At 55.7% G+C, this 15,797-nt stretch carries 10 protein-coding genes; 3 read left to right on the top strand and 7 right to left on the bottom strand.

Going from position 1 to position 15,797, the window contains the following annotated elements; all coding sequences use genetic code 11:
- The first annotated feature begins 300 nt into the window (after positions 1 to 300).
- Both DEO48_RS06230 and DEO48_RS06225 read left to right on the top strand, forming a co-directional pair.
- A complete protein-coding gene (locus DEO48_RS06230; RefSeq protein WP_109844652.1) occupies positions 301 to 1,125 on the top strand; it encodes a MurR/RpiR family transcriptional regulator in 825 nt (274 codons plus the stop codon).
- 358 nt (positions 1,126 to 1,483) lie between these two features.
- Complete coding sequence (locus DEO48_RS06225) at positions 1,484 to 2,593, top strand: SDR family oxidoreductase (RefSeq protein WP_109844651.1); 1,110 nt, start codon at positions 1,484 to 1,486, stop codon at positions 2,591 to 2,593.
- A gap of 52 nt (positions 2,594 to 2,645) precedes the next feature.
- Here DEO48_RS06225 and eno read toward each other — a convergent pair whose 3' ends face one another.
- From eno to rlmD, 5 genes are all read right to left on the bottom strand, one after another.
- Complete coding sequence (gene eno, locus DEO48_RS06220; protein ID WP_045355766.1) at positions 2,646 to 3,944, bottom strand: phosphopyruvate hydratase; 1,299 nt, start codon at positions 3,942 to 3,944, stop codon at positions 2,646 to 2,648.
- Positions 3,945 to 4,026: 82 nt separating this feature from the next.
- Complete coding sequence (gene pyrG, locus DEO48_RS06215; RefSeq protein WP_023309013.1) at positions 4,027 to 5,664, bottom strand: glutamine hydrolyzing CTP synthase; 1,638 nt, start codon at positions 5,662 to 5,664, stop codon at positions 4,027 to 4,029.
- 223 nt (positions 5,665 to 5,887) lie between these two features.
- Positions 5,888 to 6,679: a nucleoside triphosphate pyrophosphohydrolase gene (gene mazG / locus DEO48_RS06210; RefSeq protein WP_109844650.1), complete on the bottom strand. Its 792-nt coding sequence runs from the start codon at positions 6,677 to 6,679 to the stop codon at positions 5,888 to 5,890.
- A gap of 67 nt (positions 6,680 to 6,746) precedes the next feature.
- Positions 6,747 to 8,978 (bottom strand): GTP diphosphokinase, encoded by a 2,232-nt coding sequence (gene relA / locus DEO48_RS06205; RefSeq protein ID WP_023309015.1) that lies wholly within the window; start codon positions 8,976 to 8,978, stop codon positions 6,747 to 6,749.
- A gap of 51 nt (positions 8,979 to 9,029) precedes the next feature.
- Positions 9,030 to 10,328, bottom strand: coding sequence for a 23S rRNA (uracil(1939)-C(5))-methyltransferase RlmD (gene rlmD / locus DEO48_RS06200; RefSeq protein WP_109844649.1), 1,299 nt, complete (start codon positions 10,326 to 10,328; stop codon positions 9,030 to 9,032).
- A 57-nt stretch (positions 10,329 to 10,385) separates the two neighbouring features.
- Between rlmD and barA the strand changes: the two genes are divergently transcribed.
- A complete protein-coding gene (gene barA, locus DEO48_RS06195) occupies positions 10,386 to 13,145 on the top strand; it encodes a two-component sensor histidine kinase BarA (protein ID WP_109844648.1) in 2,760 nt (919 codons plus the stop codon).
- Positions 13,146 to 13,240: 95 nt separating this feature from the next.
- On the opposite strand, the gene DEO48_RS06190 is transcribed toward barA, so the two are convergent.
- Positions 13,241 to 14,380 (bottom strand): glycerate kinase, encoded by a 1,140-nt coding sequence (locus DEO48_RS06190; protein ID WP_109844647.1) that lies wholly within the window; start codon positions 14,378 to 14,380, stop codon positions 13,241 to 13,243.
- 77 nt (positions 14,381 to 14,457) lie between these two features.
- On the bottom strand, positions 14,458 to 15,795 hold the full coding sequence (gene gudD / locus DEO48_RS06185; RefSeq protein WP_109844646.1) for a glucarate dehydratase: 1,338 nt from the start codon (positions 15,793 to 15,795) through the stop codon (positions 14,458 to 14,460).
- Positions 15,796 to 15,797: the final 2 nt, after the last annotated feature.

Raw genomic sequence — 15,797 nt, 5'->3', positions numbered from 1 at the left:
CGATAACGCGCCGCCTATCCCCAGCAGCAGACCCGCCGCGGGCAACACGGCAATCGGCAGCATAAAGGATTTGCCAAAGCGCTGCGCTTTTTCAAACCATCCTCCTGAAGAAGCCCCACTGAATATTTGCATCATTTTTTCATCCCCTCATTAAACGATGAAAATTTTTACCATATAAAAATCTAATAGTGAAAATTATCATCAAAAACCAGGGCGACGATCATACTTTTTCAAAATGACTGGCATCTTTCCCCCGCTTTCCGCCACACTAGTCGCAGAGAAACGCATTAAGGATCGAGCATGTCAGACCATGAAAACCTGCTGCTGAAGCTACGCCAGGAGGCTTCCGGGTACAGCCCAACGCAACAAAAACTCGGTGAGTTTGTCCTCAGCGATCCAGCCCGGGTGCTCTACCTGACTATCACCGAGCTGGCGCGCGAGAGCCACACCAGCGAGGCCAGCGTCACGCGCCTTTGCCGGACGCTGGGCTGCAAGGGCTATAACGAATTTAAAATGGCGCTTGCGCTGGATATTCAGCAGGGCCAGCCCGCGCGTCAGGCGGGGGATGAGATTGATAACGTGGTGGATGAGTCGGTGCAGGCTTTGCAGGATACCGCCAGACTCCTCGACCGCACCCTGCTTGAAAAGGCGGCGCTGGCGCTGCACCAGGCGCAATCCGTGCAGATTTATGGCGTCGCGGCCAGCGCGATCCTCGGAGAGTATCTGCATTACAAGCTGTTGCGGCTGGGCAAGCCCGCACAGCTGTTTAGCGATATGCACCGCGCAGCCATGAATGCGACAACGCTTTCGAAAGATACGCTGGTTGTGGCCATCTCTAGTTCGGGTTCAACGCGGGATTTACTCCACGTGGTGAAGCTTGCCCGCAAGCGCGGCGTTAAGGTTCTGGCGCTCAGCAATACGCCCCGCAGCCCGCTGGCGTCTCTGAGCGACATGCAGCTGGTTGCCGCCAAACCAGAAGGCCCTCTAAGTGCAGGCGCGCTCAATGCTAAGGTTGGGGTCATGCTGCTGGTCGAGCTGCTGACCACGTCCATGATTGCGCTGGATAGTCATTACGGCGACGTTAGCCAGCAAACAGCCAGCGCCACGCTTCCCCTTTTGCTCTGAAAATAATTCGCAGGCTAAATAAATCGGCCTGCGACTTATGTTGTCTGATTTGAGTTAAGTGGTATTTAAAACATTTATTCGATAAATGTTTGGTGTAACAAATTATTATATTTATTACATTTTGAATTACGTTAGCCATACGACACAGACCTCATAAAAACATTTAAATTCAATAAGTTAAAATTTAAATTTTAATAGAGTGAATTTTTAACCTTGCGATAGTGTCCAATATCTCCACCTGATTCCCTTTCCTTAAAATAAGCTTAAGACGCCATTGATTTCGGCGTTTTATTATTTAAATGCCGTTTACTTTTGCACGCCTACAATCCGCCTCATCAATCATAATGAGACGGTATTAATGAAGATGTTATTGATTACAGGCGTGACCGGATTTCTGGGCGGTGCAGTTCTTGAAAAAATCCTGACCAGCGATCAACCTGCAAAAATCCTTTTGCTTGCGCGCGCCAGCGATCCGCAGAGCGGGCTGGAGCGCGTACTGGAGAACATGCGCAAGTTCAACGTTCCCGAGGACAAACTGGCCTCCCTGAAGGTGGATAATATCCTGATTGGCGACCTCAGCCAGCCTGAAGCCTTTCTCAACGATCCCCGTCTGGATCGGGTCACGCACGTGGTTAACTGTGCGGCCGTGGCCTCATTTGGTAATAACCCGCTGATCTGGAAGGTAAACGTAGAAGGTACGCTCGCGCTGGCGCGCCGTATGGAGCAGGTTACAGGACTGCAGCGTTTCCTCCACGTCGGCACAGCAATGTCATGCACGCCGGAGCAGGATTCACTGGTCGCCGAAAGTGCTGAATTCAGAGAGAATGCTGAACACCTGGTGGAATACACGTTTTCGAAGTCAACTATCGAACAGCTGATGCGCCAGGAGTGTCCGAACCTGCCGCTGCTCATAGCCCGTCCGTCCATCGTCGTCGGCCATACCCGTCACGGCTGCACGCCGTCGAGCAGCATTTTCTGGGTCTTTAGCATGGGCCTGATGCTGCAGAAGTTTATGTGCTCAATGGAAGACAGGATCGACGTTGTTCCGGTGGATTATTGCGCCGACGCGATGTTAATGCTGCTCAACAGCAACGCTCGTCCGGGAGAAGTGGTACACATTTCTGCGGGAGAAGAGAACAGCGTTCGCTTTGCGGATATCGATCAGGCAATGGCGCAGGCGCTGGAGAAAGCCCCCGTCGGGGATAAATATGCGCAGGTCAGCTACGAAACGCTGGTCAGAATGCGCCGCGAGCTGAAACATATTTTTGGGCCGTGCAACGAACGTCTGATGCTGAAAGCCATGCGTTTATACGGTGCGTTTGCCACGCTTAACGTGCGCTTCAGCAACGATAAGCTGCTGAGCATGGGGATGCCGAAGCCACCCCGGTTTACGGATTACATCGCCCGCTGCGTGCAAACCACTCAGGGGCTGACCATTCCGGAGCAAATGGCGGTCGATTTTAAATAGCCAAAAAAATGCCAGTCATTCGACTGGCATTTTCATTTTAAGGCTTAAGCAATTATGCCTGGCCTTTGATCTCTTTACGACCGTTGTATGGTGCTTTTTCGCCCAGCGCTTCTTCGATACGAATCAGCTGGTTGTATTTAGCAACACGGTCAGAACGGCTCATAGAACCGGTTTTGATCTGGCCTGCAGCGGTACCCACAGCCAGGTCGGCAATGGTAGCGTCTTCAGTTTCGCCAGAACGGTGAGAGATAACAGCGGTGTAGCCAGCGTCTTTCGCCATTTTGATCGCAGCCAGAGTTTCGGTCAGAGAACCGATCTGGTTGAATTTGATCAGGATGGAGTTAACGATGCCTTTCTCGATGCCTTCTTTCAGGATCTTGGTGTTGGTTACGAACAGGTCGTCACCAACCAGCTGGATTTTGTCGCCCAGTACTTTAGTCTGGTATGCGAAGCCAGCCCAGTCAGACTCGTCCAGACCGTCTTCGATAGACACGATTGGGTACTGTTTGGTCAGGTCTTCCAGGAAGTGAGTGAACTCTTCGGAGGTGAACGCTTTGTTGCCTTCGCCAGCCAGAACGTATTTACCGTCTTTGTAGAATTCAGATGCTGCACAGTCCATCGCCAGGGTGATGTCTTTGCCCAGCTCGTAGCCAGCAGCTTTTACTGCTTCTGCGATAACAGCCAGCGCTTCTGCGTTAGAACCCAGGTTTGGCGCATAGCCACCTTCGTCACCAACAGCAGTGTTCATACCTTTAGCTTTCAGAACTTTAGCCAGGTTGTGGAACACTTCAGAACCCATACGTACCGCTTCTTTCAGGGATTTCGCGCCAACTGGCTGAATCATGAATTCCTGAATATCAACGTTGTTGTCTGCGTGCTCACCACCGTTGATGATGTTCATCATTGGTACAGGCATGGAGTATTTGCCTGGGGTGCCGTTCAGTTCAGCGATGTGCTCGAACAGTGGCATACCTTTCGCAGCAGCAGCCGCTTTGGCGTTTGCCAGAGAAACTGCCAGGATTGCGTTCGCACCGAAGTTAGATTTGTTTTCAGTACCGTCCAGATCGATCATGATCTTGTCGATGCCAGCCTGGTCTTTGGCATCTTTGCCAAGGATTGCCTGAGCAATAGGACCGTTTACAGCGCCAACCGCTTTCAGTACGCCTTTGCCCAGGAAGCGGGATTTGTCGCCATCGCGCAGTTCCAGCGCTTCGCGAGAACCAGTAGAAGCACCTGATGGAGCAGCAGCCATACCAACGAAACCACCTTCCAGGTGAACTTCGGCTTCAACGGTCGGGTTACCACGGGAGTCGATGATTTCACGACCGATGACTTTAACGATTTTGGACATTAGATTTTCCTCAGTACAAGTTAAACTAAAACTCCAGACAAACAACGCGTACCAAAGGTACGCGTTGCCGTTCTAACTTTTTTTACTTCGCCTGACGCTTCTGGTAGTCGCTGGCGGCCTTCACGAAGCCTGCAAACAGCGGATGCCCGTCACGTGGCGTTGAAGTAAATTCCGGGTGGAACTGGCAGGCGACAAACCACGGATGGTTTGGCACTTCAATGATCTCGACTAACTGATCATCCCCGGAGCGGCCCGCAACACGCAGGCCCGCGGCTTCAATAGGTTTCAACAACATGTTGTTGACTTCATAGCGGTGACGATGGCGCTCGGTGATGACCGGCTCGCCGTACAGCTTGCGAACCACGCTATCGTCAGACAGCTGGCAGGCCTGTGCGCCAAGACGCATGGTGCCACCCAGATCGCTCTTCTCGGTACGGACTTCGACGTTACCTTCTTCGTCACGCCATTCAGTGATAAGCGCCACAACAGGGTACTTACAGTCTGGCACAAATTCCGTAGAGTTCGCGTTTTCCATTCCCGCTACGTTGCGCGCAAATTCGATCAGCGCAACCTGCATACCCAGACAGATGCCGAGGTATGGAATATTGTTTTCACGCGCATAGCGCGCGGTGGCGATCTTGCCTTCAACACCACGGTAGCCGAAGCCGCCAGGGATGAGGATAGCATCCAGATCTTTCAGGATTTCAACGCCACGCGTTTCAACATCCTGCGAATCAATCAGCTTGATGTTCACGGAAACACGGTTCTTCAGACCACCGTGTTTCAGCGCTTCGATCACTGACTTATAGGCATCCGGCAGTTCAATGTACTTGCCGACCATACCGATAGTCACTTCGCCTGCCGGGTTGGCTTCTTCATAAATAACCTGTTCCCATTCAGACAGGTTCGCTTCCGGACAGTTCAAGCTGAATCGTTTACAAATATAATCGTCCAGGCCCTGAGATTTCAACAGGCCCGGGATTTTATAAATGGAATCGACATCTTTCATTGAAATAACGGCTTTTTCAGGCACGTTACAGAACAATGCAATTTTCGCACGTTCGTTCGCCGGAACCGCGCGATCGGAGCGGCAAACCAGGATATCTGGCTGAATACCAATAGAGAGCAGCTCTTTCACAGAGTGCTGAGTCGGCTTGGTTTTCACTTCACCTGCGGCGGCCATGTACGGCACCAGAGTCAGGTGCATGAACAGCGCGTGCTCACGGCCAATATCTACCGCCAGCTGACGAATCGCTTCCAGGAATGGCAGGGATTCGATATCACCCACGGTACCGCCGATTTCAACCAGCACCACGTCGTGGCCTTCGCCACCCGCAACAATGCGTTCTTTGATTGCGTTAGTGATGTGCGGGATAACCTGAACGGTTGCACCCAGGTAGTCACCACGGCGCTCTTTACGCAGAACGTCGGAGTAGATGCGGCCAGTCGTGAAGTTGTTACGACGGGTCATTTTGGTGCGGATGAAACGCTCGTAGTGGCCAAGATCCAGATCGGTTTCAGCGCCGTCTTCAGTAACGAACACTTCCCCGTGTTGGATTGGGCTCATGGTGCCCGGATCGACGTTGATGTACGGATCCAGTTTCATCATGGTCACATTGAGGCCACGGGCTTCAAGAATGGCTGCGAGGGAGGCTGCGGCAATGCCTTTACCCAGAGAGGATACGACCCCGCCGGTCACAAAAATATAGTTCGTTGTCATGCTGAACCTGAGAAGTTAGGGTGAAACGATGGAATAACCAGGACGGGAAAGTAGTATACCCGAACACGGCGAGCGCCACAAACTTTCATTCTCCGTCTCCATTCCAGGCCATGACAAACATAAGGAGTGAGAAAATAGCCCCTTTTGGGTAAATGTTTTTGACGCAAATCAAGCGCTTGTCATTTAAAAAATCACACAAATTGCGCTTGATCGCAAAATCTCGTTAGAGATCAGATTCCTGGCGCTTTACTTCTTGCCAGACTTCTTCCATCGCTTCGAGGTCAATTCCGCTCATTTCCAGGCCTCGCGAGGCGACAATCCGCTCAACTTCGCGAAAGCGTCGTTCGAATTTTAGGTTGGCTTTTTGCAGGGCGGTTTCCGCTTTTACACCCAGGTGGCGAGAAAGGTTGACGGTCGCGAACAGCAGGTCGCCCATCTCTTCCTCAAGCTTTGCTTCATCCACCACCGCCTGCTGCGCTTCGTGCATGACTTCGTCAATCTCTTCGTGCACTTTATCCAGCACCGGGCCGAGGGAGGTCCAGTCAAAACCGACGGCGGAGCAGCGCTTCTGGATTTTATGCGCGCGCATCAGCGCGGGCAGGCTCAGCGGGATATCATCCAGCGCCGAGTGCTGGGATTTTTCCGCCCGCTCGGCGCTTTTGATCTGCTCCCAGCGGGCCAGCACCTCAGCGCTGTTCTCTGCGGTGGCATCGCCGAAGATATGGGGATGACGGCGCTCAAGCTTGTCGCTGATGGCAGAGCAGATATCGTCAAAGTTAAAGCGCCCCTCTTCCTGCGCCATTTGCGCATAGAACACCACCTGGAACAGCAGATCGCCCAGCTCGCCGCGCAGGTCGTCAAAATCTTCGCGGGAAATAGCGTCCAGCACCTCATAGGTCTCTTCAAGGGTGTACGGGGCGATGGTGGCGAAAGTCTGCTCTTTATCCCACGGGCAGCCGTTTTCCGGGTCGCGTAGGCGTTTCATGATGCCAAGCAGGCGGTCGATTTGAGTCATAGTGTTTTCCATTAAAAAAACAAGCCGGGCGGCGGCAAAGCCTTACCCGGCCTACAGAAGAGTGTGTTTAACCGCCGTGCAGACGACGCGCGTCAATCACATCCGGCACCTGGTTCAGTTTGCCAAGCACGCGGCCCAGCACCTGCAGGTTGTAGATTTCGATGGTCATATCGATGGTGGCAAGCTGCTCGCGGGTATCGCTGCGGCTGGCGACGCCCAGCACGTTGACCTTCTCGTTGGCGAGAATGGTCGTGATGTCGCGCAGCAGGCCGCTGCGGTCGTTGGCGGTAACGCGCACCACCAGCGAGTAGCCAGCGGAATAGCTCTCACCCCAAACCGCTTCCACGATGCGCTCCGGCGCATGCGACTGCAGCTCGGCAAGCTGATCACAGTCGGAACGGTGAATCGAAATCCCGCGTCCCTGGGTGATAAAGCCGACGATATCGTCGCCCGGAATAGGCTGGCAGCAGCGGGCAATGTGGTGCATCAGGTTACCTACGCCTTCAACCACCACTCGGCCGTTGTCTTTGCTGCGCTGCTGCGGGGCGTAGGTTTTCTGCTGCAGCTGCTTCAGCGCCGCCGCGTCCTGCTCTGCCGCGCTTGGCTTATTGAACTGCGCCTGCAGGAAGTTCACCATCTGATTCAGACGGATATCACCGCCGCCAATGGCCGCTAACAGCTCGTCAAGCTCGTTAAAGTTGTAGCGCGGCAGCAGGAATTTCTCCGCCTCTTTCAGGCTTATCCCGATATGCTCCAGCTCGTCGTCAAGGATCTGGCGACCGGCAAGAATGTTCTTGTCACGATCCTGTTTACGGAACCAGGCGTGAATTTTCGATCGCCCGCGGCTGGTAGTGACGTAGCCCAGGTTCGGGTTAAGCCAGTCACGGCTCGGGTTGGGCTGCTTCTGGGTAATGATTTCAATCTGGTCACCCATCTGCAGTTGATAGGTGAACGGTACGATACGTCCGCCAATTTTCGCCCCAATGCAGCGGTGCCCCACATCGCTGTGGATGTGGTAGGCAAAATCGAGCGGCGTAGAGCCCGCCGGCAGGTCGACAACGTCCCCTTTTGGGGTAAATACGTACACGCGATCGTCAAAGACCTGGCTACGCACTTCGTCGAGCATCTCGCCGGAGTCGGCCATCTCTTCCTGCCACGCAATCAGCTTGCGCAGCCAGGCAATGCGGTCCTCGTGGCCAGAACGCGCTCCGCCGGAGGTGCCTTCTTTGTATTTCCAGTGCGCGGCCACGCCCAGCTCGGCGTCTTCGTGCATCTGTTTGGTGCGAATCTGAATCTCGACCGTTTTGCCACCAGGGCCAAGCACAACGGTATGGATAGACTGATAGCCGTTCGGTTTGGGGTTGGCGACATAGTCATCGAACTCATCGGGAAGATGACGGAAGTGAGTGTGTACTATCCCCAGCGCGGCGTAGCAGTCCTGCAGACGCTCCGCCACGATACGCACGGCGCGCACGTCAAACAGCTCGTCAAAGGCGAGGTGTTTCTTCTGCATTTTGCGCCAGATGCTGTAGATATGCTTAGGCCGGCCGTAGACTTCGGCGCGCACGTTCTCTTCTTTCATCGCCTGGCGCAGCCCGCCGACAAATTCCTCGATATAGTGCTCTCGGTCGATACGGCGCTCGTGCAGGAGTTTGGCAATACGTTTATATTCCGCCGGGTGCAGATAGCGGAAGCAGTAATCTTCCAGCTCCCATTTCAGCTGACCAATCCCTAAGCGGTTCGCCAGCGGCGCGTAGATATTTGTACACTCTTTGGCCGCCAGCACGCGCTCGTCTTCCGGCGCATCCTTCACCTCACGCAGGTGGGCAATACGCTCGGCAAGCTTGATGACTACGCAGCGGAAATCATCCACCATGGCCAGCAGCATCCGGCGAACGTTATCGACCTGCTCAGAGGAGACGGAATCGGTATGCGCGGCTTTGAGCTGGCGAATAGCCGCCATATCGCGCACGCCGTGGATCAGCGCGACGACGGATTTCCCGACGCTGTCGCGCAGTACGTCTTCGCTGACCACGTCCGCATCCGCGAGAGGGAAGAGAAGCGCGGCCTGCAGCGTTTCAATATCCATGTTCAGCATGGATAAGATTTCCACCATCTCCACGCCGCGCCACAGGAGAAGATCGGCATCCGGATGCCCCTGCGTGGTGCGCAGACAATAGGCCCAGGTTTCGGTTAAGCGTTCACACGACTGCTGGCTGGAAATTCCCAGACTTGCGATCCATTTTTGTGGGTCAAATTCCCCAGCTTTATTGAGATGTGCACTTCTTACCGCAACCATTGTCCTCTCCTTTAGGGACCAGGGCCTGTCGAAGTCGACAAGCCAAACAAATTAGATGTGCTCGAACAACACCATCGATTCCAGATGTCCAGTGTGCGGGAACATGTCCAGCATTGCCAGACGCTGAATCTGGTAACCCGCGCTGATTAATACCTCACTGTCCCGGGCAAGCGTTGCCGGGTTACAGGAAACATAGACCACACGCTTCGGCGCGAGTTTAATAATATGTGCCATCACACCCGGGGCACCGGCACGCGCCGGGTCGAGCAAAATTTTATCAAAGCCCTGCTTTGCCCACGGCTGTTGGGTGACATCTTCCTCAAGATTTTGATGAAAGAATGTCACATTTTGCAAGCCGTTCTGCAGCGCGTTCTCCTGCCCTTTAGCCACCAGCGCCTCAACGCCTTCCACGCCGACGACGCTGGCCGCTTCTCGCGCCAGCGGCAGCGTGAAGTTGCCCATTCCGCAGAACAGGTCGAGCACCCGATCGCTTTTCTGAACGTCCAGCCACGTCAGCGCTTTCTCAACCATCTGCTGGTTAACGCCATCATTCACCTGAATGAAATCCCGCGGGCTGAACGTTAAGCGTAGCCCGTTTGACGCATACCAGGGCGCCTCACCGGTAACCTGCTCAAGTATCTCGCTTTGTGGTGCAAGGAAAAGCGCCAGGTCGTGGGAATGCGAAAAGCGTTCCAGTTTTTCGCGATCTTTTTTCGACAACGGCGCGGTATGGCGCAGGACCATCAGCGGTCCATTGTTTGCCATAACCAGTTCGACATGCCCGAGGTGGCGAACGCCGTCCAGCCCGGAAAGACAGGTGCGCACCTCTGGAAGCAATGCCTCAAGATGGGGCACCAAAATAGGGCACTGCTGCACATCGACAATGTCGCTGGAACCGGCCTTGCGAAACCCCATCTCCAGCCGAGCCGTTTTTGGCTGATAGCTGAGGCTCAGGCGCGCGCGTCGACGATAGCCCCAGGGCACATCGGCGAGAATTTCGTTCACGTCATGTTTAAGCTGACGCGCCAGCGCGCGGCTTTTGCTTTTTTGCTGTAATTCTGTGCTCGCATGCTGTTGCTGGCAGCCCCCGCAAACGCCAAAATGTGGGCAGCGGGGCTTCACGCGCTCCGGGCTATCGTTGAGGCGACGCTTAACCTGTCCGCGCGCGAACTGGCGTTTATCTTCCGTCAGCGTAATTTCTGCTCGTTCTGTTGGCAGTAAACCTGTTATAAACAGAGCCTTACCATTGTGACGTGCCACTCCCTGACCAAACGGATCGAGGTCCGTGGCTTCAACAGTAATGATTTGACGCGTCGTCACGCGTCGCTTTGCAGAGTAGAATTGCGCCATCGCCGAGATTTTTCTCACATAAACATAATTATCTTAATTGTCCCATAACGGAACGCCATGACCAACTACAGCCTGCGCGCGCGCATGATGATTTTGATCCTCGCCCCCACCGTTCTCATCGGTTTGCTGCTGAGTATCTTCTTTGTGGTGCACCGCTATAACGATTTGCAGCGGCAGCTGGAGGATGCAGGCGCCAGCATTATCGAACCGCTTGCCGTTTCCAGCGAGTACGGCATGAACCTGCAAAACCGCGAATCCATTGGCCAGTTAATCAGCGTGCTCCACCGCCGTCACTCGGACATCGTACGCGCCATTTCCGTTTACGATGAACATAACCGCCTGTTTGTCACCTCGAATTTTCATCTCGATCCGGCGGCCCTGAAGATCCCGGACGGTACGCCATTCCCGCGCCACCTCACCGTCTTGCGGCGCGGCGATATCATGATCCTGCGCACGCCGATCGTGTCGGAAAGCTATTCTCCCGATGAGTCTGCGCAATCCGACGCCAAATCCAGCAACAATATGCTGGGATATGTGGCGCTGGAGCTGGATCTCAAGTCGGTCCGGCTACAGCAGTACAAAGAAATTTTCATCTCTGGCGTGATGATGCTGTTCTGCATTGGCATTGCGCTGATCTTCGGCTGGCGCCTGATGCGCGACGTGACGGGCCCCATCCGCAACATGGTTAATACGGTTGACCGCATCCGCCGGGGACAGCTCGACAGCCGGGTGGAAGGGTTTATGCTGGGTGAGCTGGACATGCTGAAGAACGGCATCAACTCGATGGCCATGTCGCTGGCGGCGTATCACGAAGAGATGCAGCACAACGTTGACCAGGCCACGTCCGACCTGCGCGAAACGCTGGAGCAGATGGAGATCCAGAACGTTGAGCTGGATCTGGCGAAAAAGCGCGCCCAGGAAGCGGCACGTATTAAGTCGGAATTCCTTGCCAATATGTCGCACGAGCTGCGTACGCCGCTCAATGGCGTGATCGGCTTTACCCGCCTGACGCTGAAAAGCGAGCTCAACCCGACTCAGCGCGATCACCTGCACACCATTGAACGTTCGGCCAACAACCTGCTGGCGATCATCAACGACGTGCTCGACTTCTCCAAGCTGGAAGCGGGCAAGCTGATCCTGGAGAGTATTCCGTTCCCGCTGCGCAGTACGCTCGATGAGGTGGTGACGCTGCTCGCGCACTCGTCGCACGACAAAGGCCTTGAGCTGACGCTCAACATTAAAAACGACGTGCCGGATAACGTCATTGGCGATCCGCTGCGCCTGCAGCAGGTCATTACCAACCTTGTCGGGAATGCGATTAAATTCACCGAAAGCGGTAACATCGACATTCTGGTAGAAAAACGCTCCATCAGCAGCAATAAGGTGCAGATTGAAGTCCAGATCCGCGATACCGGCATCGGTATTCCTGAGCGGGATCAGTCGCGTCTGTTCCAGGCGTTCCGTCAGGCGGACGCCAGCATCTCCCGCCGTCATGGCGGTACCGGCCTGGGGCTGGTGATCACCCAGCGCCTGGTGAACGAGATGGGCGGCGATATCTCATTCCACAGCCAGCCAAACCGCGGTTCAACATTCTGGTTCCACATTAATCTGGACCTCAATCCGAATGTCCTGACCGATGGCCCGGTGACGGACTGCCTGAAAGGCAAGCGTCTGGCCTACGTCGAACCTAACGCGGCCGCCGCGCAGTGCGCGCTCGATATTTTAAGCACCACGCCGCTGGAGGTGGTCTACAGCCCAACCTTCTCAGCGCTTGCCGTTGAGCACTACGATATTCTGCTGATGGGGATCCCGGTTACCTTCACCGGCGAGCTGACCATGCAGCAGGAGCGGCTGGCGAAAGCCGCGTCAATGACCGACTATCTGCTGCTGGCGCTGCCCTGCCACGCCCAGATTAATGCAGAGGAGTTGAAAAACGACGGAGCCGCCGCGTGTCTGCTGAAGCCGCTCACCGCGACCCGCCTCCTGCCCGCGCTCACGGAGTATTGCCGTCTTAGCCAGCATGCTCTCCCGCTGATTAACGATGAGCAAAAATTGCCCATGAGCGTGATGGCAGTGGATGATAATCAAGCCAACCTGAAGCTGATTGGCGCATTGCTTGAAGACCAGGTTCAGCACGTTGAGCTGTGCACCAGCGGCACGCAGGCGGTTGAACAGGCGAAGCAGATGCAGTTCGATTTAATCCTGATGGATATTCAGATGCCGGGCATGGATGGCATTCGGGCCTGCGAGCTGATCCACCAGCTGCCGCACCAGCAGCAAACCCCGGTCATTGCGGTCACCGCGCACGCGATGGCCGGCCAGAAAGAGAAGCTGCTGAGCGCCGGAATGAATGACTATCTGGCGAAGCCCATCGATGAAGAGAAACTTCATAATCTGCTGTTACGCTATAAGCCGGGTCACATTGGCGGGACGTACACGGTTTCCAGCGAGCCGATTGAAATCAGCGTTAACCAGAACGCCACCTTTGACTGGCAGCTTGCCCTGCGCCAGGCGGCGGGTAAACCCGATTTAGCCCGCGAAATGCTGCAAATGCTGGTCGCATTTCTGCCGGAAATTCGCAATAAGGTGGAAGAGCAGCTGGTGGGTGAAAATCCGGAAGCGCTGCTGGAAGCGATCCACAAGCTGCACGGCAGCTGCGGGTACAGCGGCGTACCGCGGCTGAAAAACCTTTGCCAGCTGCTGGAGCAGCAGCTGCGTGCCGGCACGCCGGAATCGGAGCTTGAACCGGAGTTCCTGGAGCTGCTGGATGAAATGGATAACGTAACGCGCGAAGCGACGAAGTTGCTGGGAAGCTGAGATAAAAGCCCGGTGGCGCTTCGCTTACCGGGCCTGCAATTGCGGGTGCGGCCTGATGCCCTCACCCCGATCCTCTCCCACAGGGAGAGGGAGAACTACATTCCCTGCCCTACTTTCAGCACCGCCGCGATATTCCTGGCGGCCATCCTGACGTTCTCGCTGGCATTTTCCAGCGCATCCTCCAGCGAGCAGATGGTGTAGATCACGCTAAACACCGCATCAATGCCGTGATCGTGTACCACGCCAACGTCCGCCGTCAGGCTGCCTGCAATGCCGATGACGGGTTTGTTAAAGCGTTTCGCCACTTTCGCCACGCCCACCGGGACTTTGCCGTGGATCGTCTGGCTGTCGATGCGGCCTTCTCCCGTGATCACCAGATCCGCATCGGCCACCTGGTCGGCCAGGTGTAGTGCATCGGTCACGATCTCAATGCCCTGGCGCAGCTGCGCGCCGCAAAAGGCATACAGCGCGGCCCCCATGCCACCCGCCGCGCCGCCGCCAGCAAGGTTTAGCACATCGATATCCAGATCCCGGGCAATGACTCTCGCATACTGCGCCAGCGCGTTGTCCAGGGTGACGATCATCTCGGGAGTGGCCCCCTTTTGCGGGCCAAATACGGCTGACGCGCCATCCTTACCGGTGAGCGGATTCGTCACATCACAGGCGACCTCTATCCGGCACTCCGCCAGACGTCTGTCCAGCCCGCTCAGGTCGATACGCGCGAGTTTTCCCAGCTCGCCCCCGCCCTGCCCAAGGGGCTGTTCGTTGGCGTCCAGCAGCTTTGCCCCCAGCGCCTGCACCATCCCTGCTCCGCCGTCATTGGTGGCGCTGCCGCCAATGCCGATGATGATATGCTTAACGCCTGCGTCCAGCGCGTGACGAATAAGTTCGCCCGTGCCCCACGAGGTGGTTTTCAGGGGATTACGCTGCGAAGGGACGACCAGCTCCAGGCCGCTTGCCGCCGCCATTTCAATAAAAGCACTCTGCTCGTCACCGGATAAGCCATAAAATCCTTCCACGCGCTCACCCAGCGGGCCGGTCACCGGAACATGTACCATGCGTCCCCGCGTTGCCGCGATCATCGCCTCAACCGTCCCTTCGCCACCGTCCGCGACCGGGAGTTTGACGTAAACCGCCTCGGGAAAGATCTCGCGAAAACCACGTTCTATCGCTGTCGCAACCTCAAGCGCACTCAAACTTTCCTTATACGAGTCCGGTGCGATAACAATTTTCATAAGCCATCCTTACGCATAGTCGTTACGTTAAGCATACACCACGTAAAAGACCGATTGTGGGAGCGGTCCCAATGCGTTTATCGTACCATGCACGGGCGTTTATTGTCGAATGTCCAGTCGGGGATCAGAAACTGCATCGCCATCGCATCGTCGCGCGCGCCCAGACCGTGTTTTTGATACAGCTCATGGGCTTTCATAACCTGGTCCATATCCAGCTCAACCCCTAGCCCCGGCGTGGAAGGCACCTGCACCATGCCACCTATGATCTCAAACGGCCGCTTAGTCAGACGCTGATTACCTTCCTGCCAGATCCAGTGCGTGTCGATAGCGGTAATCGTGCCCGGCGCGGCGGCGGCAACGTGCGTGAACATCGCCAGCGACACGTCGAAGTGGTTATTAGAGTGCGAGCCCCAGGTCAGGCCAAACTCGTGGCACATTTGCGCCACGCGCACCGACCCCTGCATCGTCCAGAAGTGCGGGTCCGCCAGCGGAATATCGACGGAGTGCAATGACAGGGTGTGCCCCATCTGACGCCAGTCGGTGGCAATCATATTGGTCGCGGTCGGCAGCCCCGTGGCGCGACGGAATTCCGCCATGACTTCACGGCCAGAGAAGCCCTGTTCAGCCCCACACGGATCTTCCGCATACGCCAGCACGCCTTTCAGCTGCTTACCAATTTTGATCGCTTCATCAAGCGACCACGCGCCGTTCGGATCCAGCGTCACGCGCGCCTGCGGGAAACGTTTTGCCAGCGCGGCGACGGCTTCCGCCTCTTCCTCACCGGCCAGAACGCCGCCCTTCAGTTTGAAATCATTAAAGCCATATTTTTCGTACGCGGCTTCCGCCAGGCGCACCACCGCATCCGGGGTCATCGCCTCGTCGTGGCGAAGTCGATACCAGTCGCATTGTTCATCCGGCTGGCTCTGATAAGGCAATGGCGTCAGCCTGCGGTCGCCGACAAAGAACAGATAGCCCAGCATTTCCACTTCGCTGCGCTGCTGCCCCTCGCCCAACAGCGAGGCAACGTTAACGCCCAGATGCTGACCCAGCAGATCCAGCATCGCGGATTCAATCCCGGTCACCACGTGAATGGTGGTGCGCAGATCGAAGGTCTGCAGGCCACGCCCTCCGGCATCGCGATCGGCAAAGGTATTGCGCACGGTGTTGAGGATATTTTTGTACTCGCCCAGCGTTTTGCCCACCACCAGCGGAATGGCATCTTCCAGCGTCTGGCGGATCTTCTCCCCGCCCGGAATTTCGCCCACGCCCGTATGGCCGGAATTGTCTTTGATAATGACAATATTGCGGGTGAAGAATGGCGCATGCGCGCCGCTCAGGTTCATCAGCATGCTGTCATGGCCCGCAACCGGAACGATCTGCATGGCGGTGACTACAGGGGTAGAAAAAGTGCTCATCG

The organism is Enterobacter sp. CGMCC 5087, from assembly GCF_003144775.1.
Classification (GTDB): Bacteria; Pseudomonadota; Gammaproteobacteria; order Enterobacterales; family Enterobacteriaceae; genus Enterobacter; species Enterobacter cloacae_M.
This window is presented reverse-complemented; position numbering and strand designations above follow the sequence as displayed.